The organism is Streptomyces sp. NPDC088197 (assembly GCF_044741185.1).
Lineage (GTDB): Bacteria > Actinomycetota > Actinomycetes > Streptomycetales > Streptomycetaceae > Actinacidiphila.
In genome coordinates, this window is the sequence record NZ_JBIUSD010000001.1 from 993493 (window position 1) to 1017774 (window position 24282).

Genomic DNA, 24282 nt, shown 5'->3' on the forward strand with positions numbered 1-24282 from the left:
ACTCAACGTTCATACAAAAACACATCTGCTCGCCGCGGGGTCCGGCGCGCGGACTCTCCGCCCCGTTCCCGACGTCTCCGTGTGACCGTTCCCGAAGTCGCCCCAAAGTCACCTTGAGTGGAATAGACTCAACTTGCCTCATGTTGCTCAAGGCAGGTTTACGCCGATCGCATCGGAGCATCGGACACGTCGATCAAGAGGAGGAGCCGACGCCAGTGGACGCCGAGCTGACCAACAAGAGCCGGGAAGCGCTGAACGCCGCCAACGCCCGGGCCGTCTCCGAGGGCAACCCGGACCTGACGCCCGCGCATCTGCTGTTCGCCCTGTTGAGCGGCACGGACAACGAGAACATCCTCGACCTGCTGGCCGCCACCGGCGCCGACCCCGATACGCTGCGGGCGGGCGCGGAGCGGCTGGTCGCGGCTCTGCCGAAGGTGCAGGGCTCCACCGTCGCGCCCCCGCAGGCCAACCGCGACCTGCTGGCCGTCATCGCGGACGCCTCGCAACGCGCCAAGGAGCTGGGCGACGCCTACTTGTCCACCGAGCACCTGCTGATCGGGACCGCCGTCAAGGGCGGACCCGCCGGTGAGCTGCTCGCCGCCCAGGGCGCCAAGGCCAAGAGCCTGCTCGACGCCTTCGAGACCGCCCGCGGAGGGCAGCGCGTGACCACCCAGGACCCCGAGGGCACGTACAAGGCCCTGGAGAAGTACGGCACCGACTTCACCGCCGCCGCCCGCGAGGGCAAACTCGACCCGGTGATCGGCCGCGATCAGGAGATCCGCCGCGTCGTCCAGGTGCTGTCCCGCCGTACGAAGAACAATCCGGTGCTGATCGGCGAGCCCGGCGTCGGCAAGACCGCCGTCGTCGAGGGCCTGGCCCAGCGGATCGTCAAGGGCGACGTGCCCGAGTCGTTGCGCGACAAGCGGCTGGTCTCGCTCGACCTCGGCGCGATGGTCGCGGGCGCGAAGTACCGCGGCGAGTTCGAGGAGCGGCTGAAGTCCGTCCTGGCCGAGATCAAGGACAGCGACGGCCAGGTCATCACCTTCATCGACGAGCTGCACACCGTCGTCGGCGCGGGCGCGGGCGGCGACTCCGCCATGGACGCGGGCAACATGCTCAAGCCGATGCTGGCCCGCGGCGAGCTGCGGATGGTCGGCGCGACGACGCTGGACGAGTACCGCGAGCGGATCGAGAAGGACCCGGCGCTGGAGCGCCGCTTCCAGCAGGTGCTGGTCGCCGAGCCGTCCGTCGAGGACACCGTGGCGATCCTGCGCGGCCTCAAGGGCCGCTACGAGGCGCACCACAAGGTGCAGATCGCCGACTCCGCGCTGGTCGCCGCCGCCACCCTCTCCGACCGCTACATCACCTCCCGCTTCCTGCCCGACAAGGCCATCGACCTGGTGGACGAGGCCGCGTCCCGGCTGCGCATGGAGATCGACTCCTCGCCGGTCGAGATCGACGAGCTCCAGCGGGCCGTGGACCGGCTGCGCATGGAGGAGATGGCGCTCAAGAACGAGACCGACCCCGGCTCCGTACAGCGGCTGGAAAAGCTCCGCAAGGACCTCGCCGACCGCGAGGAGGAGCTGCGCGGGCTCAACGCGCGCTGGGAGAAGGAGAAGCAGGGCCTCAACCGGGTCGGTGAGCTGAAGGAGCGGCTGGACGACATCGGTACGCGGATCGAACGCGCCCAGCGCGACGGCGACTTCGAGACCGCGTCCAAGCTGCTCTACGCCGAGAAGCCCAAGCTGGAGGCCGAGCTGGAGGAGGCCACCAGGGAGGAGGAAGAGGCCGCGGCCCAGGGTCCCTCGACGAACATGGTCAAGGAGGAGGTCGGCCCCGACGACATCGCCGACGTCGTCGCCGCCTGGACCGGCATCCCCGCGGGCCGCCTGCTGGAGGGCGAGACGCAGAAGCTGCTGCGCATGGAGGAGGAGCTGGGCAAGCGGCTGATCGGCCAGACCGAGGCCGTACGCGCCGTCTCCGACGCCGTACGCCGCTCGCGCTCCGGCATCGCCGACCCCGACCGCCCCACCGGCTCCTTCCTCTTCCTCGGCCCCACCGGCGTCGGCAAGACCGAGCTGGCCAAGGCGCTCGCCGACTTCCTCTTCGACGACGAGCGGGCCATGGTCCGGATCGACATGAGCGAGTACGGCGAGAAGCACTCGGTCGCCCGGCTGGTCGGCGCGCCTCCCGGCTACGTCGGGTACGAGGAGGGCGGCCAGCTCACCGAGGCGGTACGGCGCCGCCCGTACAGCGTCGTGCTGCTGGACGAGGTGGAGAAGGCGCACCCCGAGGTCTTCGACATCCTGCTCCAGGTGCTGGACGACGGACGGCTGACCGACGGGCAGGGCCGTACGGTCGACTTCCGCAACGTCATCTTGATCCTCACCTCCAACCTGGGCAGCCACTACCTGGTCGACCCGGCGCTGGACCCGGCGCAGAAGAAGGAGCGGGTGCTGGAGACGGTCCGCGCGTCCTTCAAGCCGGAGTTCCTGAACCGGCTGGACGACACCGTGGTCTTCTCCGCGCTCGACCCGACCGAGCTGCGGCAGATCGCCCGGCTCCAGACCGACCGGCTCGCGGACCGGCTGCGCGACCGCCGCCTCACCCTCGAAGTCACCGACGGCGCCCTCGACTGGCTCGCCGAGGAGGGCAACGACCCGGCGTACGGCGCCCGGCCGCTGCGCCGCCTCGTGCAGACCGCGATCGGCGACCCGCTGGCCCGCGCGATCCTGTCGGGCGAGGTGATCGACGGGCAGAACGTACGGGTGGACCGGGCGGCCGACGGCCTGATCGTGGGGCCGACGACGGGGCCCGACCTCAGCAAATGAGGTGCCCGACGGGCAGGTGGTGACGCTCTTCGGGGGCGGGTGGTGACGCGCTTCGCGGGCAGGTGGTGACCCCCATCACCGGCGGGTGGTGACGCCTTTCACCGGCGGCCCCCCGGCGGTACGCCCAACGCGTATCGCCGGGGGTTGCCACCGCCCGGCGGGAATGGGGGAGGATGGAGGAGAAACGTCTCGAAGGGAACCTTCACCGTGAGCATCGACCCGTCCTCGATCCCCAATTTCGGGGGCCAGGACCCCGAGCCGAACGGACCCGCCGGCAGCGTGGTCATCCCTGACCAGGAACTGGTCAAGCAGTTGCTCGAACAGATGGAGCTGAAGTACCTCGTCGACGAGGAGGGCGACCTCGCCGCGCCGTGGGAGGAATTCCGCACGTACTTCATGTTCCGCGGCGAGGGTGAGCAGGCGGTCTTCGCCGTCCGGACCTTCTACGACCACGCGTACTCGGTCGACGACAAGCCTCAGCTCCACGAGGTCATCGACGACTGGAACCGCCGCACCCTGTGGCCCAAGGTCTACACGCACACGCACGACGACGGCTCCGTCCGTCTGATCGGCGAGGCCCAGCTCCTGATCGGCCTCGGCGTCGGCCTCGAGCACTTCGTGTCCAGCACGGTGAGCTGGGTGCGCGCGTCCATCGAATTCGACAAGTGGGTCGGCGAGACGCTCGGCCTGGAGAAGGACGTCGAGGGCGGTACGGACGGCGGCGCCGAGGGCGACGGCGGCAGCGACGACTGACGCGGTCCCCTCGCTTCGGAGGGGCACGGGTCCGTCAGAGGGGCACGGGGACGACCGTCAGCAGGTACGTCCCGTAGCCGAGTGAGATCCCGGCCAGCGCCGCCACCGTCACGGCGGCGGTGCGCGGCCGGGCTTTCGCGAGCGCCGCCGCGCACGGCACCAGCAGCGGGAAGGCGGGCAGCAGGAAGCGCGGCTTGCAGGAGAAGAAGCCCGCGCCGCCCAGCGCGATCACCACCAGCACCGCCGCGTACACCAGCAGCGGCAGCGGCATCCGGTCCAGCAGCGCCAGTACGAGCAGGACGGCCGCCGCCGCGCACACCGCCGTCGCCATGTAGGCGGAGAGTGTCTCGGGTTCGAGCACCATGTGCTTGACGTAGTGCAGCGCGTAGTGGCCGAAGTCGAACCGCGAGCCCCAGCGGGTCTGCACGTCGAAGTAGCCGCGGACGGCTCCGGTCCGCAGGCCCACCCACCCGAGGTAGCCGCACCAGCCGAGCGGCGCGGCGACGGCCGCGGCCCAGGCCCGCCAGTCGCGCGGGTCCCTGCGGCAGTGGGCGAGGGCCGCGATCGAGACGGCCGCGGCCACGGCGACGGCGTTCGGCCGGGTCAGCCCGGCGAGTACGGCCAGCAGCCCGGCGGTCAGCCAGCGGCGCGTGACGGCGGCGTACAGCGCCCAGGCGGCGAAGGCCGTCATCAGCGACTCGGTGTACGCCATCGACAGCACCACCGAGTGCGGCAGCAGCCCCCATACGAGGACCAGCGCGGTCGCCGTCCTGCGGCCGTAGCGGTGCTCGGTCACCGCGTAGATCCCCCACGCGGCGGCCACCGCGCCCGCCCACGCCACAAGCAGCGCGCACGCCACCGAGCCGACCGGGAGCACCGCGTCGGCGGCGCGCACCGTCATCGGGTAGAGCGGGAAGAAGGCCAGATCGTCGTACCGCAGGCCCGGCGCCTCCCAGGCCGGGATGAAGGTGCCGTAGCCCCACTCCGCGATCCGGTGGTACCAGAGGCCGTCCCAGCTCAGGCCGAGCAGATCGCGCGGGTGGCGGTGGGTGCGGTGCGCCCACAACGTCAGCACCACCAGGCCCGCCATCCGGGCCACGACGAAGCCCGCCACCGCGGGGCCGGCCCCCGTCGCCGCCCGCACGGCCAGTGCTTTCGGCGACGACGTCACCGGTTCGACGACGACCAATGGACCCGGCTCCTCGGGGGGCTCGCGAACTTCTCTTAGTCGGACAAACCGACTATCGCGCTCCGCGCCCCGTGGTCCGGGTCTGACACGCCCGAGGAGGACGCACGTTCACCCACGGTCGGGGGTGCCGGGGGGTCGCTTTTGCGGTCACCGGGTGATGGCGGGGTGACCGGCGCGGGCGGTTGCTGGGGCGCCGGTGGGTGACCGGCGTGACCGTCGCCGAGCGGTCCCGGGGCGACCGGCTCGGGCCGTCGCCGGGTGATCGTCGGGCCGCCCCGGCCCCCGGCTTAGGGTGCGGACATGACTTCCGCATTCGCCCGCAGCCTCACCCCGCACGAGCTCACCGCAGGTGACCTGCGTCTGCGCCCCTTCGCCGAGTCCGACGAGCCCGCCGTCGCCCGCGCCATGGAGGACCCGGAGATCCTGCGCTGGGCCGGTGGCCTGGCCGTCAACGCCGCGCCGGTCGCGGACCGCGCCGCCATATGGCTGGCGCCGCGGCTGGTCTCCTGGCAGAACGGTTCGGCCGCGCTCGCCGTCACCGACGCCGCCTCGGACGACCTGCTCGGCTACGTCACCATCCGCGACGTCCACCGCGTCCCCGGGCAGGCCGAGGCCGCGTACTGGGTCACCCCGGCCGCCCGTGGCCGCGGCGTCGCCGCCCGCGCCCTGCACGCCGCCGCCGGCTGGGCCTTCGCCGTCCCCGCCGCGGGCGGCCTCGGCGTGTACCGCATCAGCCTCGACCACTCGCTGGCCAACCCCGGCTCCTGCCGGGTCGCGGCCCGCGCGGGCTTCCGTGAGGAGGGCCTGATGCGGGCCTTCTTCCTCGACCCGGCGGGCGCGCGCCACGATTCCCATCTGCACGCGCGCCTCGCGACGGACGCGGTCGTGCCGCCCGCGTGAGGCCGTCGGGCCCTACGCGTCCTGCTCCAGCACGGACAGCACGTTCCCGGCCGGGTCGGTGAACCACGCGATCAGCGGGCCGCCGCCGCGGAAGATCCCCTTCTCGTCCGTCGGCATCCCCTCGTACCGCTCGAACCGCACGCCCCGGCGGCCCAGCTCGTCCACGGCCGCGTCGATGTCCGGCACGGGGAAGTTGAGAATCGTGAAGGTCGCGGGCCGGTGGTCCGCCCCCTTCGGGTACACCAGCACATTGCGGTCCCCGGCGAGGTGCAGCGTCAGCAGCCCGTTCGCCTCGGACACCCGGATTCCGAGCGTCTCCCCGTAGAACTTCCTCGCCGCTTCCACGTCGTCCACCGAGAATCCGCTGAACGCCTGCGTCTGTCCGAACATGACCGCTCCCTGTTCCTCGTAGGTACACCTCCCCCTACGACCGCCGGGGCACGGAAAACTCATCGCTCCCCGGGAATCGGTCCGTCCTGTCGGTCCTTGAGGTCAGCTCTCATAGTGGTAGCGGCACTGTGCGATCAGGACGCTGTCCTCGGTGACGCGGTAGATCAGGCGGTGCTCGTCATTGACGCGGCGTGACCAGTAGCCCTGGAATCCGTGCTTGAGGGGTTCCGGTTTGCCGATCCCCTCGTTGCCGTTCCGGGCGATATCCGCGATGAGGGTGTTGATGCGCTTGAGGATCTTCCGGTCCTGAAGCTGCCACCACAGGTAGTCCTCCCAGGCGCGGGAGGAGAAGGTGATCTTCACGTGCGGCCCTTATTCGTCCGTCGTGTCCGTCACGAGTTCGCGTACCGTGCCGCCGCCGTTCTCCAACTCGTCGATGGACGCGAGGAGGCGCCGGGCATTCGCCGGGCTGCGCAGCAGGTAGGCCGTCTCCTTCAGGGACTCGTAGTCCTCGAGGGAGACGATGACGACCGGGTCGTGTCCGGCCCGGGTGATGACGACCTCTTCGCGGTCGTCGTTGACGGAGTTGAGCACTTCGGCGTACCGCGCGCGCGACTCCGAGTACGTCATGGTCTTCATAGTCGGCCTCCTTTACGTACAGGAAATTGTACGTCGATCTCCTGGGGTGTGACAAGCGCCGGAGCGCCCGGCGCGACTGTCACCGTCGTGACCGTGTCACCGCCGCGTCCTGACCAGCAGATACACGAAGTACGGCGCCCCGATGACCGCTGTCATCAGGCCCGCGCCGAGCTGGGCGGGAGCGATGACCGTGCGGCCGAGGAGGTCGGCGACGGAGACGAGGGTGGCGCCGAGGAGGACGGCGACGGGGATGACGCGGATGTGGCGGCGGCCGACGAGGGCGCGGGCGGCGTGCGGGGCGACGAGGCCGACGAAGCCGATCGTGCCCGCGGCGGCGACCGCGGTGGCGCTGAGCAGGACGCTGACGCCGAGCAGGCCGAGGCGGGTCGGCCCGAGGGCGAGGCCGAGCAGGCGCGGGGTGTCGTCGTCGAGCGAGACGAGGTCGAGTTCGGCGCGGCGGGAGAAGGCCACGGCGGCGCCGACGACGAGGACGGCCGCGACCGGCAGCACATCGGGCATGGTCCTGCCGTACGTCGAACCGGACAGCCAGATCAGCGCCTTCGTCGCGTTGAACGGGTCGGTGAGGACGATGAGCAGGCTGATCAGGGCCGAGGTCCCGGCGGCGGCGCCGACACCGACCAGGACGAGCCGGTTCTGCTGGAAACCGCCCCGGGCACAGAGCCCGAAGACGACCGCGGCGGTGGCCGCCGCGCCCGCGAAGGCCGCGCCCGCCACGCTCCACGACCCGGCGGTCGGCACGGTGGTGACCAGCAGCACGGCGCCGAGACCGGCGCCGCCCGAGACGCCGAGGATGCCGGGCTCGGCGAGCGGATTGCGGGTGACGGCCTGGACGAGCGTCCCGGACAGGGCGAGCGCGGCGCCCGCCAGGAGCGCGGCCAGCACGCGGGGCACGCGGGTGTCGAGGACGAAGGTGACGACGTGGTCGGCCCTGCCCTGCGCCCAGTTCACGACGTCGCCGAGCAGCAGCTTGGTGTCGCCGAGAAGCACCGCCGCGACGGCCGCGGCGACGAACACGGCCACGAGTACGGCCAGGACGGCGACGAACGCCGCCCGGCTGGGGATACGCAGCCGGTCCGGCGCGGCGGACGCGCCGGAGCCGCGGGTGCGCAGCGCGATCACGACGAGGAACACGGAGCCCGCGACGCTCGTGATGACCCCGGTGGGCACGGCGACCGCCGACTCGGCGCCGACCGTGGCCCGCAGCAGCACGTCGGAGCCGAGGACCAGCGCCGCGCCGGCGAGCCCGGCGACCGGAACGGCCGCCCGCGCCCTGACCAGACCGCGGAACCGCCGGGCCAGCGGGCGGACGAGCGCGGGCGCGCACAGGCCGACGAAGCCGATCGGCCCGGCCAGCGTCACCGCCGCCGCGGACAGCAGCGTCGTGAGCAGGACGACCGTGACGCGGGTGCCCAGGACCGGCACGCCGAGCCCGCGGGCCGCGTCGTCGCCGAGCGCGAGCGCGTCGATGCGGCGGCCGGCCAGCAGCAGCCCGAGCAGGGCGAGCAGGGCGATCGGCGCCATCTGGTTCACGCCGTCGAAGCCGTTCTGGCTGATGCTGCCCTGGCTCCACTGGTAGAGGCCGTTGGTCTGCTCGGGGAAGAGCAGGAGCAGCGCGTCGGTGACCGAGCCGAGGCCGAGCGCGAGGGCGCTGCCCGCCAGCACCAGCCGTACGGTCCCGGCCCCGAGCCCGGACAGCGCGAGCACCAGCGCCGCCGCCGCGAGACCGCCGACGAACGCGACGCCCGAGGAGGCGAGCAGCGGCAGCGAGGCGCCGGTGACGGTGAGGATGCCGAGCGCCAGGTACGAGCCCGCGTTGACCGCGAGCGTGTCGGGCGCGGCGAGTACGTTCCGGCTGACCGCCTGGAGCGCGGCGCCGGCCGCGCCGAGCGCGACGCCGACGACGAGGCCCGCGACCATGCGCGGCAGCCGCGAGGCGATGACCACGGAGGCGTCGCCGTGCTCCGCGCGTCCGGTCAGCGCCTTCCACACCTCGCCCGCGCCGACGTCGGCGGTGCCCTGCGTGATGTCGACGACGGCGAGGACGGCGACCGCGAGGACGAGGACGAGGACCAGTCCGGCCGTCACCGCGGCCGCGCCCTGGGCGGGCGCGGCCGTCCGTGCGTCGGCCGCGGGCTCGGTGGTGCGCGGGGGAGTCGTGACGCTCACGGCGCTGCTTCGCCCTTTCGCTACTTCGTGAGGGCGGCGACGACGGCGTCCACGTACGCCTCCATCGACGCGGGACCGCCGAACATCCAGACGCCGTCGGGCAGTCGGCTCACGTGGCCCGCCTTGACGAAGGGCAGCGACTTCCACACGGCGTTCTTGGCGAGGGTGTCGGCGAAGGGGTCGCCGTCGGAGGCGTTCGCGATGTAGGTGAAGCGGATGTCGCCGAGCCCGGTGAGGCCCTCGACGTCGGTGGTGGCCAGGCCGTAGTCCTTGTCGCCCTTGACCTTCCAGGCGTTCGTGAGGCCGATCCGCTCGTTGACGTTCCCGATCAGGGAGCCGCTGGTGAACGGGCGTATCGAGACCTGGTTGGCCTGCACGTACCCGTCCCCGAAGGCGTACGGGGTCCCGGCGAGACCGGCGTCCGCGAGAGCCTTCTTGCCCTCCGCGAGCTTCGCGTCGAACGCCTGCTTGACCTCGGCCGCCTTCTGCGTGGTACCGGTCGCCTGCGCGATGAGGTCGAGGGACTTCGTCATCAGGCCGATCTGGTCGGTGGAGTCGGCGGACCTGATCTGGAGGACGGGGGCGATCTTCCGCAGTTGGGTCACGGCGGACGAGGTGAGGTCGGTGGTCGCGACGATGAGGTCGGGCGACAGGGCCGCGATCGTGTCCATGCTCGGCTCGCCGCGGGTGCCGATGTCCTTGGGGGAGTTCTTCAGCGGGGCGGCCTTGTCCCAGTCCGTGTACCCCTTCACATCGGCGACGCCGACCGGGTCGACGCCGAGCGCGACCAGGTCCTCGACGACGTTCCACTCGGTGCCGATCACCTTGGTGGCGGGCGCGTCGAGGCGTACCTCCGTACCGCTGGCGTCGGTGAGGGTGATCGGCCCCGGGGCCGAAGCGGAGGCGGACTCCGTGGTCTTGACCGACTCGTCGGCGGCGGAGTGCGTCGTTCCGCATCCGGTCAGGGCGAGGGCCGCGACGGCGGCGACGGTGGCTGCGGCGGCGGGTACGGGGAGGCGTCTCATGAGGTGGGGTGGAGCCTTTCGCTTCTGGTCCGGTCGCTTGTGGTCGGGTCGTTTGTGTTCCGGTCGCTTGTAGTCCGGTCGTTTGTGGTCCGGTTCTCGGTCTGGCTTCTGCTGTGGTGGCGGCCGACGGCACGGGTCCGCAGCCGGCCGGTCGAGGGGTCGGTGTCGACGTCGACCCGGATGCCGTAGACCTCGGTGAGGCGTTCGGGGGTCAGGACGTCCTCGGGGAGGCCGTCGGCGACGATCCGGCCGTCGTGGAGCAGCGCGACGCGGTCGGCGACGGCCGCGGCCTGGTCGAGGTCGTGCAGGACGACGCCGACCGCGATCCCGTGGTCGTCGGCGAGGTCGCGGATCAGGTCGAGCAGTTCGATCTGGTACCGCAGGTCGAGATACGTCGTCGGCTCGTCGAGCAGCAGCACGCCGGTCTCCTGCGCGAGGCAGCTCGCGAGCCAGACCCGCTGGAGCTGTCCCCCCGACAGGTGCTCGACGCCCCGCGCGGCCAGGTGCTCGACCCCGGTCAGCGTCAGCGCCCGCTCCACCGCGCCGGTCCCGCCGGGGTCCGGCCGGCCCCAGCGCCCCCGGTGCGGATACCGGCCGAACTCCACGACATCCCGCACGCTCAGCCCGCTCGGCGTCGGCCGCCCCTGGGTCAGCAGCGCCACCTGCCGCGCGAACTCCCGTGACGTGAGCTGGAATCCGTCCGTCCCCGCGTCCAGCGTCAACGCGCCCTCCCGGGCCCGCTGCAACCGCGCCAGCGTCCGCAGCAGCGTCGACTTCCCACTGCCGTTCGGCCCCACCAGCGCCGTCACCTCGCCCGGCCGCAGCGACACGGCGGCGTCATGCACGACATCCACCCGGTCGTACGCGACCGTCATCCCTGTGGCCGCCAACTCATGCCCCCGCGAGGGCATCCCGCCGCCAGCACTCTCCCCAGCTCTCACACCGCTTAGGTTAGCCTAACCTAATCCCCCCTTCCCGCCGGGGTCACCTTTGCCCCTCCGGGACCCGCGCCCCCGCGTCCGAACCCGGCCTCTCTAGGCTCCCCTGGTGGACACCTTGGGGGCCGGAGCGCCCTGGCACGTTCTGGAAGAGGTCCCGCCCGGGCGCGAGCGGACACCGGGGCTGCTGGCCGGACTCCTGACGGCTGCCGACCGGCGCGCCTCCTGGGCGGAGTTGGACAAGCGCCTCCGCGATCACGTCGGAGCCCCGTACTTCGCCCCGGCCGCCGCCGCTCTCCTCGGTCTTCTCCCCCCCTCGACCCGCACCACCGCCGCAGGGTCCTCGATCTGCTCGCCCGGCAGGCCCGCCTGCTGTCCGGGAAGCGGTGGCGGGAGGACCGGCTGGCGCTGGCCGCGCTGGTGGCCGGCCGGCCGCGGGTGGTCCCGTTCCTGTCCGACCCGCACGCGGGCGTGCGGACCTGTGCCGCCGTGTTCCTGGGGGAGGTCCCGGGCGACGACGCGTCGGCCCTCGACGGCCTCAGGAAGCAGGCGGCGGCTGAATCGGACCCCACGGCCCTGCAAGCCCAACTACTGGCGCTGGGAAGCCTGTCGGCGCACGGCGCGGTCACCGACGCGTCCTGGTTCCGGCCCTGGCTGACGCACCCCGACCCCCTGGTCCGGCTGGCCGCGATCCGGGCCGCCTTGCCGACCGCGACAACGTCCGCCGCCGCCAGGGGACTCGGCGGCACGGCCGGAAGCGCCTTCGTCGCGTTCGGTGCCGCGTCCCTGCCCGACGTGCCATGGGGGTCCCAGGGGCGCGAGGCGGTCCGCGGCTTCGCGGAACCGCTGCGGGCGCAGCCGCGGGAGGCGCGGGAACTGGTCGGCGCGTTGACCGGGGCCCCGAGGGCGGACCTGCGCCGCGCCGCCCTGGTGGCAGCCGACGCCCAACTGCGGTACTGGCGGCGTCCGTCGGCCGGACTGTGGGAAGCGGTCGTCGCCGGACTGGACGACGAGGACCGGGTCCGCGCGCAAGCGCTCGACATCCTCGCCGGGGGCGGAGCGGCGGTGACCCCGTACGCGGACCGGCTGGCGCGCTTCGTCCAAGAGCAGGACCGGGCCGCCACCTCGACGTCGACCGTCGATCTGGCAGTGCGGGCGCTGATGGGCGCGGCCGACGACCGTGCCCTGCCCCGGTATCGGGAGCGCTTCGGCAGCCATTACCTCAGGGGCGAGCCGCCGCCCCTGCGGTGGGCGCCGCACTTGCTGCCCGCCTTCCGCGAACGGCTCCGCGGCGGCCCCGGCGCCCGGGGCATACCCGAGGTGCTGAACGCCCTCACCGCGTGGGGCCCGTCCGCCGTGCCCGCGACACCGGAGTTGGCCGGACTGCTCGACACGACGTACGCCGGGCCCGCGGCCGACGCCCTGGGGCGGATCGGTCCCGCGGCCCGCACGGCGGGCGGCGAGGCGGTGGCCGACCTGCTCGCCGGACTCGCCCGCGGTGACCTGCGTCCCCCGCGCGGCGCCGACGGAATCGGCTGTGTGCCGCCGCCCGCGTCGCAGGGGTGGCACGGCGCGCAAACCGCTGCCTGGGCGCACTGGCGCGTCACCGGCGACCCCGAACTGGCCTTGCGCGTGATCGGCGCGGCAGCCCTTGCGGGCCTCGGCCGCCCGGCACTGGCCCGTCTCGCCGACCTCGGCTCCCTCGCCTTCCGCTACGCGGACGCCGTCCGGCCGTTGCTCGGCTGCCCCGGCGCGTGGAGCCGGCTCGGCGCGGCCGAGGCATGGTGGCGGCTGACCGGCGACGCGGCCACCGCCGTCGACACCCTGCTGCCCGAACTGCGTCCGCTGGCCGCGTACGAGGTCACGCCGCTCGTCCTGCGAACGGTCCAGGCGCTGGGACGCATCGGCAGCCCCGCGGCGGCCGCGGCGCCGACGCTGCGCGTCGTGCTGGACGCGGACCGCCGCTACGGCGGCGGCATCCTCCTGGACGAACAGATCTGCCGCGCGGCCACGGAGGCGCTGGACCGGATCGGCTGAGCCGCCTCGGCAGCCCGGCCCCGCTCAGCCGTTGAATGCCGTGCGGAGGCGGTCGGCGGCGTCGCGCAGGCCCGCCGCCAGCAGGTCGCGCTTGGCGCGGAGGTCGGCGGCGAAGTCGGCGTAGTAGGCGTCGGGCAGGGCGAGGGCCTCGGCGACGGCGTACTGGAAGGGCCCGGAGGCGACGTAGGTGAGGAACTGCTTGGTGGTGCGGACGGCGGCCACCAGCTCCCGCGACCCCGTCACCCAGGCCACGCCGTTTTCACGCACTCATTACAGCGGTAGGTCGTCGGGCAGGACGCGGAAGGATTTGTGCCGGCTCAATGGGCGGACGGCACGGAAGTCCCGACGGTCGAGCGTGAGAACGGCGTCAGTGTCGTACTCGGCAGCGAGTGCGACGTTCACGGCGTCGGCGAGATCGAGGCTGAGCGCGGCATACCGGGCGCGCAGCGTTTGTGCGGCTGAGAGGTGAGCCTCGGTGATTTCCGGCACGACGATCCGGCTTGTCCGCATCCACCGCCGGATGTCGTCGATCGCGCTGACAGCCGCTTCCCGTCCCAGCTCGCGGGTCGCGACATGATCGATCTCGGCGAGCAGCAGTGGGGACATCACGAGGAGTCCGGCAGCCATGATCGCCTCGTTGGCCCCCTGGTGTTCCGGGTGCGTGGAGTCGAGCGCGGCCAGCAGGCCCGATGTGTCGGCGACGACGATGATCACGCCGTGACCTCGGAGTTGCCCTCGCGCCGGACGCCGTCGGCGACCGCGTTGCGGACGTCGTCCTTGGAAGGAGTACGCCCCGAACCTTCAAAGGTGCGGGAGAAAAGCGGTTCGTCCCAGACGCGGTTCGCCATGGCGGCGAGATGGATGCCCTGCCGGATGATCTCGGCTTCACTGACCCCGCGCCGGGCGGCGGCTTCCTTGATGATCGCCAGATCTTCCGGGTCGGCGTAGACGTTGGTGCGCTTCATAGGCATGTACCAAGAGTAGTCCATGTGCCACGAATGGTGCATGTCGGTTGGCGGCATAGTTAAGCAGCGCCTGGCTGCGAAACGCGTCCCCTGGCCTCCGGGCCATGGATGACTGGGGGCCGGGGTGCCCTGGCACGTGCGATGGCCATGGTCTTGAGCGAGCGGGACTCACTCCGCCCGTGTTCGGCCCGGGAGACGGTGTGCGCCACGGGCACCTTCTGCCATGGCAGCGCTTTGAGCTGGGCCGACGCGGTCGGCTGATTGCCCTTGATCACCGCGATGTAGTGGGCTTTCTTCTCCTGCACCAGCCAGCGCACCTGGTCTTTGACGCTGTGCAGGGCGTCGAAGGTGACCACGCCGCCGGTCAGTTCGCGTGGTTCGGGCAGCGGCCGGAAGGCGGCCGTCTCGTTGGCCTTGGCCCCCACCTCAGCCTGGGCCAGGGTGACGGCGAGGGCGTGGGTGACTGCAGACAGCAGGTGCCGGTGGCGCTGCCGACGGTGCGCGGACCCGGACAGCGCCTTGCCGTCCACCGCGATCGCCGCCCCGGGGCGCCGAGCTGACGGCGCGGGCATCGGTGTGGCCGCGTTCGGCCAGGTAGGCGCCGATCGCGGCGTCCAGGGCATCGCCGTCGAGGGCGGCCAGGAGCCGGGTGAGGGTGGCGTGGGGACGGGGCGCATGCACGCTGTACCTGCTGGAGCACTCAGAGGAGTACCCCGACAACGGCTGTCGCGATCTCCCGTATGCGGTCATGCGCGATGCCGTTGCGCTGCGCGATGTCGAGGGTATAGCCCGTGTGCTCCAATCGATGGCCTCCCGCCGCCTGCTGTGTGGCGCAGGCACGCTCCAGGCTCGGCTGTCGGTGGCCACTGCGAGGATTCCCGGGATGCTACGCGAGGAGATCACGTGGGTACCTGGGACATCGGCCCCTTCGACAACGACACCGCCGCTGACTTCGCCGGCGACCTGGACGAGGCGGCGCTGGAGGAGCGCGAGCCCATGATCCGCAGAGTCCTCAAGCGCGCTGCCGATGCCAGGGATTTTCTTGAGACCCCTGACGCCGAGCGAGCCGTTGCCGCAGCAGCCTTGGTCGTCGCGCGGCAGCCGGGCGGCCGACCCGCGTGTTCGAACTACGGTCCGTCGGAGCCGCTGCCAGGGCTTTCGGCTGAACTCCGGACGCTCGCTGTCGAAGCCCTGGACCAGGTGGTGGCTGAGTCGTCGGAAATCGCAGAGCTGTGGGACGACGTTGCGGAAGGGCGGAAGTGGCACCGGGACATCACCCGCCTCCGTGATGTCCTCGACCCTCCGGTACCGCCGCAAGAAGAGGCCCTTTTCGGGATCTGACCGGTGACGTATACCCACGGACCGTGGGAGGCGGGCCACGATCGGCTCCCGGCCTGGCCCGGGTTTGAGGAGCCGGCACGCTGAGTAATTCGTTGGGGACGGCGATCCCACCTGGCTACTCTCCGAGCCATGAGCGGACCTGTGTTGGTGATCGAATTGGCTGAGGCCCCGTCGCACGCGGCAATCCTGCGGGTCCGCGAGTTCCTGGTTCGCTCCTCGGTGGGGGTTGAGGAGACGCGGCTGGGCGAGTACACCGTGCACATCCGCGGGGAGAGCCTTGGTGTCACGGACACCTCGGGCGAAGACGGACGTCGGCCCATCTTGGTCTCCCTCGTGGGATCCGGTATCGGCGACGAGGTCGTCTTCGAGGCCGAACACGCCGATGCGGTCGACCAGGAACCTCTTATCGGGTTCGCTCCGACCCACGCCGTCGATGTCGTCGCGTTCTGCAACAGTCCCGTCGACCATGTCGTGGCGGCCCTGCTGACCGCCGCCGTCATGGACTTGATCGGCGGCATCGCCAACGTCGAACTACGGGAGGACCAGGTACCGATCGTGACCGGCCTTCCGGGCATCGTCGCGACGGTGACCGATCCGTGGCTCGCCGCGTACGGCTCAGCCGACTTCCTCAGGGCGTGGGTACAACAGCCCGGCTTCCGACTCCTGAAGTAGCCGGGAAAAGGACGTTTCCCGGACCCCAGGTGCCCCCAGCTTCGCTGATCGGAAGGAGACCGATCCCGCGCAGGAAGGGGATGGGGCCGACCGGATTCGAACCGGCGTCCTCCCACATGCGGTGAAGGCGCGACGACCACTGCGCTACGAGCCCCATCCCGCTCGCGATCGTACGAGCCACCTGCACTCCACCGCTCCCGAATTGTTCGAGCGTGATAGTGGATCGCTCGGTGCGGCCAGCCTGCGGAGGCTGAGTCGGGGCCGCCGGACGTGAACGAAGCCCGTCGGGGCTGCGCCATCGGCTTCTATCACGGATTTCCGGTCTGACCCAGCTCCTGATCGTGTGGGACTGTCGGCTCCGGCGCGGGGGCTCGAGGACCGGGTTTCTCCTGCTGACGAGTCGTGCCGATGGCGAGCGAGGAGACATGGGATGGATGCGGGAGACGGTGGGGTCGTGGAGAGGGCCGACTGAGGGTGTGGTGTTCCGGTCAGCTTTGTAGCCCGGAAAATGCCGTCAGGCAAAACGTGTTTTCTGCGGATCATTGTTGTCATCCGCCGCTCGGAGGGAGCCAGACCTCCGACCGACGGCCGCCCGGCCCCGTGGCGTTGGAGCACCACCCGCCGGAGCGCATGACGTCACCACGATCAGCCCGCGCAGCGCCGCCCGGCTCGCGGATCTGCTCTCCCGCTCGACCTACGTTCAGGCCGCCTGACCGGGTCCGGACGAGGGAGAGGCCCCTGGCGTTGGAGCGCCAAGGGCCGTAAGGACTCCCGGACGACCGCCCTAAACGATCTACCCCGGCGCCGCTGGCCTGCCAGTCGATACGGCGCCGAGTGAGGAAGCCCTGTGGACCAGCCTACGTCTCGACTGTCACGGGCCTCGCCTTCGCAGCCCACTTGCGCACGGCAGAGGCCAACCGCACCGCCGGTCGGCCAGAGCGCCGGACGTGTGGCCGACGAAGCCTCAGTGAACCGCTGCCCTGGCAGTGGGGACCGGCGTGAACAGCAGTCGGTGTCAGCCGTCTCCCGCCGCCTGATGTGTGATCAATTTCTTTCGCGCACTGGGCGATTGGGCCCGCTTTGCGTGGTACGTTCTGTCACCGACGAACTCAATAGGGTGACCCCGGCAGCGCGCCAACGCTCCGGGGTCCGGCACAAGGAGTCCAAGCTCCCCATGCAGATTCATCGTAGCCGCCATGCGCGCGGCTTCACGGTCCTGCCCAACACGCTGCTGCAAGACCGGCGGCTGTCCTACACCGCCCGCGGCCTGCTGGCCGACCTCCTCTCCCGGCCCGACGGCTGGCGCGAGGACGGCCGCCATATGGCCGACACCAGCCCCCAGGGGCGTCTCGCGGTCGCGAAGGCGCTGCGGGAGCTGACCGCAGCCGGGTACTACCGCGTCGAACGGGTACGCCGTCCGGACGGCACTTTCGTCAGCGAAGCCCACGTGTACGACATCCCGCAGGCGGGACCGGGTGCCGTACGTCCGGGCTCCGGTCGATCAGCGGCCGATGACTGTGACGCCCACCCCGTAAAGGACCGTGGCAAAGAACCCACCCTCCCCGCCCAGCGGTCACGCCCCGCAGACGCCGGGGCCGTTGTGGGGGAGGACGGGCGGGGGAAGCCGCACATGGTTCAGCCCGACGGGACCGGTGCGACAGGTCTGGCCGACGCCGCTGTCAGCGAAGCGGTCTCCACGCTGTTCCGGGTGCTGCGGCCCGAGCCGCGCCTGCGGCTCGGCACCGTCGAAGCCCTCGCCCTCGCGCCGCTGGTCACTCCATGGCTGGAGCGCGGCTACAGCCAGTGCGACCTGGCCGAAGCGCTCCTCAGCGGCCTGCCCAACCATGTCCACAGCGCCCCGGCGATCCTGCGCGACCGCCTCACCCGCAAACTTCCTCCGGCGCCGGAACCGGCCGTCCCGGCCACGCCGCGCTGGGCGGGGGAGTGCGGCACGTGCGCCCGCCCGATCCCGCACGAAGGCGTCTGCCGCTCCTGTGCGGGTCTCGGCCGCCGGCCCGGACAAACCGAGGACATCGCGGCCCGAGCGAGCATTGCCGCCCGGGGCAGGGCCAAGGTCCGCGCCGCCCTGAACACCGGCCCAGGCCGGGTCCTTCCCGTCAGAGCCTGACCCCCCCCACCGCACCGTCCGCCGCCACCGCGCTCAGCGGACGGCAGGCCGCCGTGTGCCCACGTCCGCGCCCCGACTCGCGCGGATAGCGGTCGGCTGCCGGTCACTCCCACCGGAGCCGACACGCCCGTGTGCGACCTCACCGCCCTGCCTCCCTCCGGCATGCCCCGGAACACCCCGCCACCAGCCCGTCCCTGACTGGAGCCTCCATGCCCACCACCGCGCCACCGCCACCCGCCCACCAGACCCCGCTTGCCGAGACCGCCTCCGCCCGACGAACATCCTGGTGGGACCCGCTCACGCTGATCGTGCTCGGCCTGGCCGGCGGCGCCCTGTCGTACGACGCCCTGCGGCAGATGGCCGTCGCCGTCCACATCCGTCCGCACCTGGCCTACCTGTTCCCGCTGGTCATCGACGGGTTCATCGCCTACGGCATCCGTGCCCTCCTGGTCCTGCGCGACGCACCCTGGTCCGCCCGCGCCTACGCCTGGACCCTGTTCGGCGCGGCTACCGCGTCCAGCTTGTGGGCCAACGCTGTGCACGCCGTCCGCCTCAACCAGCCCGGCGTCCACACCCTGACCCTCGGCGATCACACCGTGGCCGTCCTGTCGGCCATCGCCCCGCTGGCCCTGGCCGGAGCCACCCACATGCACATCCTCATCGGCTGCCAGAGCAACAGCCGCCGCACGGCCGCCGGAACTCCCACCATGATTCCGGCGGCCCCGGCCATGATTCCGGCCGGGGAGCGGGCAGCGCCTCCGAAGCCCGCCCGGTCCACCGCAGCAGCCGGAGCGGAAGACGGGCCCGCCCTTGAGTTGGCGGACGCCGCCGGCCAGAACTACGCAACCTCTCCAGTCGCTGAGGAAAGCCCTGTTCACAAGGCGAGCGACAGTTCCGGCGAGCGCTCGCGGACCGGGCGTGGCGGACGCAAGGCCGAGGCGTCGATCGAGCAGCTCGCCGACATCATCAGCCGGTCCTATCCGGATTCCGGCCAGGTCACCCGCGCCCTGGCCCGTCAGGCCATCGAAGCCCAAGGGATCTCGGCGGGAAACGAGCGCGTAGCCGAGGCACTCAAGCTCCTCCATCCCAGCGACGAAGCCCGATCCCACCCCGGCACCGACTGAACCGGCCGGGGCGGCCCGACTTCGGCTGGCCCCGGATGGCCGCCACGCCCGCGCCGGGATTCCACGCGACCCCGGCCGCATGCCCCCACAGAGCCCGCCCAGGGCCGCACTCCTCCGCCTCCGTAAAGCTCGATGAACCCCGGAGAACCGCATGTCCCGCCACCACGACGCCAACGACCGAGCAAGCGAGGAGTGCACCCCTACAACTACACTGACCTGCAACGGAGCAGCCAGCCCCCAGCCTTGCGGGGGAGCAAGCTTGGGCATCCGTGCCACCGTTGGCGGCGCGGATGCGGGTGCCTCCACCCCAGGGGTGGCAGCGGGTCCGGCGGGGGCGCCGGACCTGGAAGTCGAGGCCGGGGGCTGCCGCGACTCGGACAAGCCCACGTGCGCGCACCCGTTCGTCACGCCGCACGCCGACACCGATCAGCCGAACACACCAGAGCCCGCCGCCGACCGTGTCAGCCTCGCCGCGTTCCTTCATGACGGCGTAGCCGCCCTGGACCGCCCACGCCTGTCCGTCGATCACCCCGACAGCCGGCCGATGAAGGCCAGGCGCCTACGCCCACGCGGCGCCGAACCGCGTGACCGGCACCGCTCCACGCGGTTCGCCGCCTCCGAGATCACTGTCGTGGAGCAGGCGGTCGCCGAACGCGGACCGTCGTTCTCCGGCTTCATAGCGGATGCCACGGTGGCGGTCGCCACGTACCGCATCGCGGCTCTCCTCCCGCACGAGCGTGCCCTGCGCGCGCTCGGTGAAGAGCTCGGCCGCGCCCTGTACGCGCTCGGCAACAACCTGAACCAGCTCGTTCGTCAGGGGCATATGGACATCCCGATCGAGCCGTCCCGGGTGGAGTACACGCTGGCTCGGCTGGACGACGTCCTGGCCGAGATCCACGACGTGACCCTGCGCCTGAACGAAGCGGCCTGATGGTCCCCGACATCCAGCGGAAGCTGGGCTCCGACGGCCGGGGCCTGCTCGGCTACCTCTACGGTTCCGGCAAACACGACGAGCACCTCGGCCCGCATCTCGTCGGCGCCTGGCTCGACCGCGGGGTGCCCGACCCGGGCCGCGACCAGGACGTGACCCTCACCCGGCTCGCCGACCTGCTGGACGTACCGGTCAACCGGCACCGCGCCGAGGGCCGCCCCCGCAAGGGCGGCCACGTGTGGCACTGCCCGGTACGCACCGCGCCCGAGGACCGCGAGCTGTCCGACGCGGAGTGGGGCGAGGTCGCACGGCGTGTCGTGCACGCCACCGGCATCGCTCCCGACGGGGACGAGATGGCCTGCCGCTGGATCGCCGTCCGCCACGCGGCCGACCACATCCACATCATGGCCACCTACGTACGCGAGGACGGCCGTGCCCCGCGCGACCACGGCGCGGCCCGGCGCGCCCAGGACGAATGCCGCAAACTGGAACGCGAACTGGGGCTGCGACGTCTGAAGTCCGGCGACAGGACCGCCTCCCGCCGGCCCTCCAGCGCGGAGGTGTACAAGGCGGAGCGGCACGGCTGGGAACAGTCGTCACGCGAATGGCTGCGGGAGCAGATCCGCACCGGTCTCGCGCACGCTGCCACACCTGAGGGGTTCTTCGACCTGCTGGAGACCGGCCTCGGAGTGAACGTCCACATCCGTCGCTTCACCGAGTCGGGAGACATCGCCGGCTACAAGGTCAACCGGCCCGGCGACGTGAACAAGGACGGCGAGCCGGTCTGGTTCGCCGCCTCCGACCTGGCCAAGGACCTGTCCTGGCCCCAGGCACGCGAACGCCTAGCTGCGAACCCGGCCCCGGAGGACCACCCGACCGCACGCCGTACACGGCCTGAAAATCCTCTGTTCGCATACGCCGATGCCATCGACACCCACCTCATCCCGGCCCTCGCCGACGACGCAGGAGACGACGGCACCGCCCAGGCGCACATCGTCGCCTTCCACGAAAGCCTCACCGTCCTCACCCGGCAGGTCCCGCCCGAGCTGAGGCAGCAACTCCGGCACGCCGAGCGGGCTCTCGCGCGGGCCACCGTCTCCCAGACCAAAGCCGAACACCAGGCCACCCGCGAGTTCCGGAAGACCACACGCGACCTCGTCTACCTCGCCACCAGCGGCACGACCCCGGGCGAGGACATCGTCGCCGTCGCGCTGGCCGCAACGATCTTCGCCGTCCAGCTCATCCAGCAATGGCACACCCGCCGCCACCACCAGCAGCAGGCAGAAGCCGCCCGCCAGACCGTCACCCACCTCCAACAAGCGGTCGACCATGCCGCACAACGCCCGCTTGACACTCTGGCTTGGCACGCACCCACACGCGGCACGGAACAGGGATTCGCCCGCGACCTCGCCGCCGCCATCCCGGAGCAGGCCGCACGCATCGCAGCCGACCCCCAATGGGCTGCCCTGGCCGGAGCCCTGGCCGAGGCCGTACAGCGCGGACACGACCCCCGTCAGCTCCTCCGCAGGACGGCGCGCCAACGCGAACTCGACACCGCCCGCAGCCCCGCCACCGTCCTCGCCTTACGCATCCAACGCCTCGGCCACCAGCCCATCCCCAACCACCGCGCGGAAGTCGCCCGCATGCGCAGTGTCGGCCATCAGACCGCCGCCGGACCTGGGCTGCTCACGTCGTCGCCCACGGCCCCCACCCCACAGGCCAGGGGCGGCCCCCGCGGCCTCTGATTCGAGAATCCCTCGTTCACCACCCAGCAAAGGAAGCGATCAGCATGAACAACTCCGTCGAGACCAGTGCCGCGAACGCTGCGAACACCGGAACCGAGGCGCCCCCGCCGTTCTGGCTCACAGACCCCGACACCCGCGCTCGCATACGGGTTTCCGTGCAGGAACTTGTCGGCGTGGCCTACTGGGCTGTACAGGACGACGTGACCTTCCTGGAAGCCCTTGAGCCCCTCGCTGTTTCAACCTGCGACGACTACAAACTGGACCGTGTCTTCGCCCCGCTGATTCAGGCTCGGGCGGCGACCTTCGCGGCCCAGTGGGAGGCAGAGTACGGCGAGACCGTCGATCCGCTCGGCGACGACTTCCTCCGGTACCTGGCCGCCTTCGGGAAGTACCCGACCGCAGTCCAGGCCAACTTGCTCGACGCCTACGACCGTCGCTGTGATGCGGACGGGTTGATAGAGACCGAGGTCTAACTGGAGGGACGGAGATCTACGGAAGGGGTGCGGTTGGTCGCCGCGCCCCTTCCATCTGAGCGGCGGCCCGGCGCAGATCCTCCGGCGTGTCCACGCCTATGCCTTCATCGGCGACGAGCACCGTTCGGACTTCGTAGCCGTGCTCGATGAAGCGCAGCATCTCCACGCCCTCGGCTCGTTCCAGAGGCCCCTGCGGTAGGGAGCGAAACGTTCGCAGGGCTTCCGGGGTGAAGCCGTACAGGCCGAGTTGCCGAAGATACGCCGGGTAGGCGTCGCGGGGATACGGGAGCGGCTGCCGGGAGAACATCAGGGCGTTGCCCGAGGTAGTCGTGACCACCTTGACGACATTGTGGTCAAGCACGGCTGCCGGCGCGTGGAGTTCCGCACAGGCGTTGACGACGAGCAAGTCCGATGGCGATTCGGCCAGAGCCAGTGATACCGCGTCGATGGCATCAGGGCTGATGAAGGGCTCATCGCCCTGGACGTTGATGAAGGCGTCGGCATCCAGATGCTGGACGCATTCGGCTACCCGGTCCGTCCCGGTGGCGTGTTCGCCGGTCATCAAGCAGCGAATGCCGAGATCGTCACAAGCCGCACGGATGCGGTCGTCATCCGTCGCCACCACGGCCTCGGTGATGGTGCGGGCTTCGAGACAGCGTTGGTGGACGTGCCACAGCAGCGGGTACCCGCCCAAGAGCGCGAGGGGTTTACCGGGAAACCTGGAGGCGCCCCAGCGGCAGGGAACCACCGCGATGTGGCGCGGACTAGATAGCTGGCGAAGAGCGGGGGGCATGACGCGGCTCCTATCGCTGAGGTGACTGGGGACGGGGCGACGACCAGTGGCGTCGCCGTCGCTTGAGCGGGGAGGGTTATCGATCCGGCGGAAGTGACCGTCCAGGAAGCCCTGTCGGTGATCGCCGTCGAAAGGCGCTGGGCCTTCCGTCAGGCGGCTTGGCGGGCGGTACGACGGGCGATGTGTTGCAGTTGCGCACCCATACCGGCCGCCAGGTCGACCCTGGGCTTCCAGTCGAGATGGGTGAGCGCCCGCGAGCTGTCGGCCCGTGTCACGGGGACGTCTCCGTTGCGGGTGGTGAAGTACTCGACCGAGACGGTGCGGCCGGTCAGCTGCTCGGCGAGCTGGATCACCTCGGCGAGGGAGGCGTTCGTCCCACCGCCGACGTTGACCACGCCGGTGTCGTCCGACGCTGTTGCCGCGGCCAACGTGGCCGACACGGCGTCATCGATGTAAGTGAAGTCGCGCCGCTGGTTCCCGTCGCCGTAGACACGGAGCGGGGTGCCGGAGAAGGCCGCGTACAGCGCCCGGTGGATGAACATGTCCGCGCGCTGCCGGGGCCCGTAGACGGTGAAGTACCGGAGGGCCAACACGGTGGTGTGGCAGTCGGGCCGGGCCGCGTGCGCGAGGCAGAGCTGCTCCTCGGCCAGTTTGGTGACCGCGTACGGCGACGCCGGGTGTAGGTGGTCGGTCTCCAGGCTGGCCCCGGCCTTCGTGAGGCCGTAGACGCTGGATGAGGAAGCCACCACGACGCGCGGGACACCGAGCCGGGTGGCGGCATCCATCACGCGTTGCGTGGCGAGGATGTTGCACTGCACGTACGTGCTGAACTGAGGTCCCCAGGAGGGCCGGACGCCTGGCATCCCCGCGAGGTGGAAGACAACGTCGGCATCGAGCAGCACCGGTTCGAGGGCACAGGTCAGCAGATCGGCTGTCACGGGCACGAAGCCGGGTTGGCCGATCAGCGGTGCCAGGTTGGCGGCAGCCGATTGGTCACTGTTCTCGTCGCGTCGGTCGACACCGATAACAGTGGTGCCTTGCTCCAACAATGCGCGCGCGAGGTGGGAGCCGATGAACCCGGCAGAGCCGGTGACCACGGCGCGGCGGATGTGTCGTCTCGGCAGTCCGGGCTGGGTAGTTCCGGTCATCTCATCCTCCAGATGAGTGAGGTAAGGATCTGGCAAGGCGGTTCAGAAGCGCGCGTCCGTGCGTCGCTGATTC

General features: G+C 71.3%; 23 protein-coding genes, 1 tRNA gene and 1 pseudogene. 11 read left to right on the forward strand and 14 right to left on the reverse strand.

Features of this window, described 5'->3' with window-relative positions:
• Window positions 1-215: 215 nt before the first annotated feature.
• Window positions 216-2831, forward strand: coding sequence for an ATP-dependent chaperone ClpB (gene clpB / locus ACIOC1_RS04345; RefSeq protein WP_401851777.1), 2616 nt, complete (start codon window positions 216-218; stop codon window positions 2829-2831).
• Window positions 2832-3038: 207 nt separating this feature from the next.
• Entirely contained in the window at window positions 3039-3584 is a 546-nt protein-coding gene (locus ACIOC1_RS04350) for a YbjN domain-containing protein (protein ID WP_355346246.1), read from the forward strand.
• A gap of 34 nt (window positions 3585-3618) precedes the next feature.
• Here ACIOC1_RS04350 and ACIOC1_RS04355 read toward each other — a convergent pair whose 3' ends face one another.
• Complete coding sequence (locus ACIOC1_RS04355) at window positions 3619-4773, reverse strand: hypothetical protein (RefSeq protein WP_355346243.1); 1155 nt, start codon at window positions 4771-4773, stop codon at window positions 3619-3621.
• A gap of 300 nt (window positions 4774-5073) precedes the next feature.
• Between ACIOC1_RS04355 and ACIOC1_RS04360 the strand changes: the two genes are divergently transcribed.
• Window positions 5074-5673 (forward strand): GNAT family N-acetyltransferase, encoded by a 600-nt coding sequence (locus ACIOC1_RS04360; RefSeq protein WP_391158257.1) that lies wholly within the window; start codon window positions 5074-5076, stop codon window positions 5671-5673.
• 12 nt (window positions 5674-5685) lie between these two features.
• On the opposite strand, the gene ACIOC1_RS04365 is transcribed toward ACIOC1_RS04360, so the two are convergent.
• From ACIOC1_RS04365 to ACIOC1_RS04390, 6 genes are all read right to left on the reverse strand, one after another.
• Complete coding sequence (locus ACIOC1_RS04365; RefSeq protein ID WP_355346237.1) at window positions 5686-6063, reverse strand: VOC family protein; 378 nt, start codon at window positions 6061-6063, stop codon at window positions 5686-5688.
• 102 nt (window positions 6064-6165) lie between these two features.
• Complete coding sequence (locus ACIOC1_RS04370; RefSeq protein WP_355346234.1) at window positions 6166-6426, reverse strand: Txe/YoeB family addiction module toxin; 261 nt, start codon at window positions 6424-6426, stop codon at window positions 6166-6168.
• 9 nt (window positions 6427-6435) lie between these two features.
• On the reverse strand, window positions 6436-6702 hold the full coding sequence (locus ACIOC1_RS04375) for a type II toxin-antitoxin system prevent-host-death family antitoxin (RefSeq protein ID WP_391041576.1): 267 nt from the start codon (window positions 6700-6702) through the stop codon (window positions 6436-6438).
• 96 nt (window positions 6703-6798) lie between these two features.
• Window positions 6799-8889, reverse strand: coding sequence for a Fe(3+)-hydroxamate ABC transporter permease FhuB (locus ACIOC1_RS04380; protein WP_391158255.1), 2091 nt, complete (start codon window positions 8887-8889; stop codon window positions 6799-6801).
• 20 nt (window positions 8890-8909) lie between these two features.
• Complete coding sequence (locus ACIOC1_RS04385; RefSeq protein WP_401851780.1) at window positions 8910-9914, reverse strand: iron-siderophore ABC transporter substrate-binding protein; 1005 nt, start codon at window positions 9912-9914, stop codon at window positions 8910-8912.
• Window positions 9911-10789 carry an ABC transporter ATP-binding protein gene (locus tag ACIOC1_RS04390; RefSeq protein WP_401851783.1) on the reverse strand — a complete coding sequence of 293 codons (879 nt, stop codon included), beginning with the start codon at window positions 10787-10789 and terminating at the stop codon, window positions 9911-9913. Before ACIOC1_RS04390 ends, ACIOC1_RS04385 begins: the two co-directional genes overlap by 4 nt.
• Window positions 10790-11341: 552 nt before the next feature.
• Between ACIOC1_RS04390 and ACIOC1_RS04395 the strand changes: the two genes are divergently transcribed.
• A complete protein-coding gene (locus ACIOC1_RS04395; RefSeq protein ID WP_401851786.1) occupies window positions 11342-12889 on the forward strand; it encodes a hypothetical protein in 1548 nt (515 codons plus the stop codon).
• A 57-nt stretch (window positions 12890-12946) separates the two neighbouring features.
• On the opposite strand, the pseudogene ACIOC1_RS04400 reads toward ACIOC1_RS04395, so the two are convergent.
• The 4 genes and pseudogenes from ACIOC1_RS04400 to ACIOC1_RS04415 all read right to left on the reverse strand — a co-directional run.
• Window positions 12947-13141: pseudogene (locus ACIOC1_RS04400) on the reverse strand (aminotransferase); the annotation flags it as partial.
• A gap of 18 nt (window positions 13142-13159) precedes the next feature.
• Window positions 13160-13603, reverse strand: coding sequence for a type II toxin-antitoxin system VapC family toxin (locus ACIOC1_RS04405; protein ID WP_401851788.1), 444 nt, complete (start codon window positions 13601-13603; stop codon window positions 13160-13162).
• On the reverse strand, window positions 13600-13860 hold the full coding sequence (locus ACIOC1_RS04410) for a CopG family transcriptional regulator (RefSeq protein ID WP_401717289.1): 261 nt from the start codon (window positions 13858-13860) through the stop codon (window positions 13600-13602). The genes ACIOC1_RS04405 and ACIOC1_RS04410 overlap by 4 nt, the downstream gene beginning before the upstream one ends.
• Window positions 13861-13913: 53 nt before the next feature.
• A complete protein-coding gene (locus ACIOC1_RS04415; RefSeq protein WP_401851791.1) occupies window positions 13914-14384 on the reverse strand; it encodes a hypothetical protein in 471 nt (156 codons plus the stop codon).
• A 373-nt stretch (window positions 14385-14757) separates the two neighbouring features.
• On the opposite strand from ACIOC1_RS04415, the gene ACIOC1_RS04420 reads away from it, so the two are divergent.
• Together ACIOC1_RS04420 and ACIOC1_RS04425 are read left to right on the forward strand one after the other, a co-directional pair.
• Window positions 14758-15195 (forward strand): DUF4259 domain-containing protein, encoded by a 438-nt coding sequence (locus ACIOC1_RS04420; protein ID WP_401851794.1) that lies wholly within the window; start codon window positions 14758-14760, stop codon window positions 15193-15195.
• 129 nt (window positions 15196-15324) lie between these two features.
• Entirely contained in the window at window positions 15325-15867 is a 543-nt protein-coding gene (locus ACIOC1_RS04425; RefSeq protein WP_401851796.1) for a DUF6368 family protein, read from the forward strand.
• Between the two features lie 81 nt (window positions 15868-15948).
• Here ACIOC1_RS04425 and ACIOC1_RS04430 read toward each other — a convergent pair.
• Window positions 15949-16022: transfer RNA gene (locus ACIOC1_RS04430), tRNA-Ala, on the reverse strand.
• Window positions 16023-17041: 1019 nt separating this feature from the next.
• Here ACIOC1_RS04430 and ACIOC1_RS04435 point away from each other — a divergent pair.
• From ACIOC1_RS04435 to ACIOC1_RS04455, 5 genes are all read left to right on the forward strand, one after another.
• The gene (locus ACIOC1_RS04435; RefSeq protein ID WP_401851799.1) at window positions 17042-17995 is read left to right on the forward strand and encodes a hypothetical protein; all 954 of its coding nucleotides are present in this window, start codon (window positions 17042-17044) and stop codon (window positions 17993-17995) included.
• A gap of 209 nt (window positions 17996-18204) precedes the next feature.
• Window positions 18205-19119 carry a DUF2637 domain-containing protein gene (locus ACIOC1_RS04440; protein ID WP_401851802.1) on the forward strand — a complete coding sequence of 305 codons (915 nt, stop codon included), beginning with the start codon at window positions 18205-18207 and terminating at the stop codon, window positions 19117-19119.
• Window positions 19120-19378: 259 nt separating this feature from the next.
• The gene (locus tag ACIOC1_RS04445) at window positions 19379-20050 is read left to right on the forward strand and encodes a hypothetical protein (RefSeq protein WP_401851805.1); all 672 of its coding nucleotides are present in this window, start codon (window positions 19379-19381) and stop codon (window positions 20048-20050) included.
• On the forward strand, window positions 20050-21795 hold the full coding sequence (locus ACIOC1_RS04450) for a mobilization protein (RefSeq protein WP_401851807.1): 1746 nt from the start codon (window positions 20050-20052) through the stop codon (window positions 21793-21795). The genes ACIOC1_RS04445 and ACIOC1_RS04450 overlap by 1 nt, the downstream gene beginning before the upstream one ends.
• A 44-nt stretch (window positions 21796-21839) precedes the next feature.
• Window positions 21840-22268, forward strand: a complete 429-nt coding sequence (locus tag ACIOC1_RS04455; RefSeq protein WP_401851809.1) for a hypothetical protein — start codon at window positions 21840-21842, stop codon at window positions 22266-22268.
• A gap of 16 nt (window positions 22269-22284) precedes the next feature.
• Here ACIOC1_RS04455 and ACIOC1_RS04460 read toward each other — a convergent pair whose 3' ends face one another.
• A complete protein-coding gene (locus ACIOC1_RS04460) occupies window positions 22285-23061 on the reverse strand; it encodes a 3-deoxy-manno-octulosonate cytidylyltransferase (protein WP_401851811.1) in 777 nt (258 codons plus the stop codon).
• A 149-nt stretch (window positions 23062-23210) separates the two neighbouring features.
• The gene (locus ACIOC1_RS04465; protein ID WP_401851814.1) at window positions 23211-24209 is read right to left on the reverse strand and encodes an NAD-dependent epimerase/dehydratase family protein; all 999 of its coding nucleotides are present in this window, start codon (window positions 24207-24209) and stop codon (window positions 23211-23213) included.
• Window positions 24210-24282 lie beyond the last annotated feature (73 nt).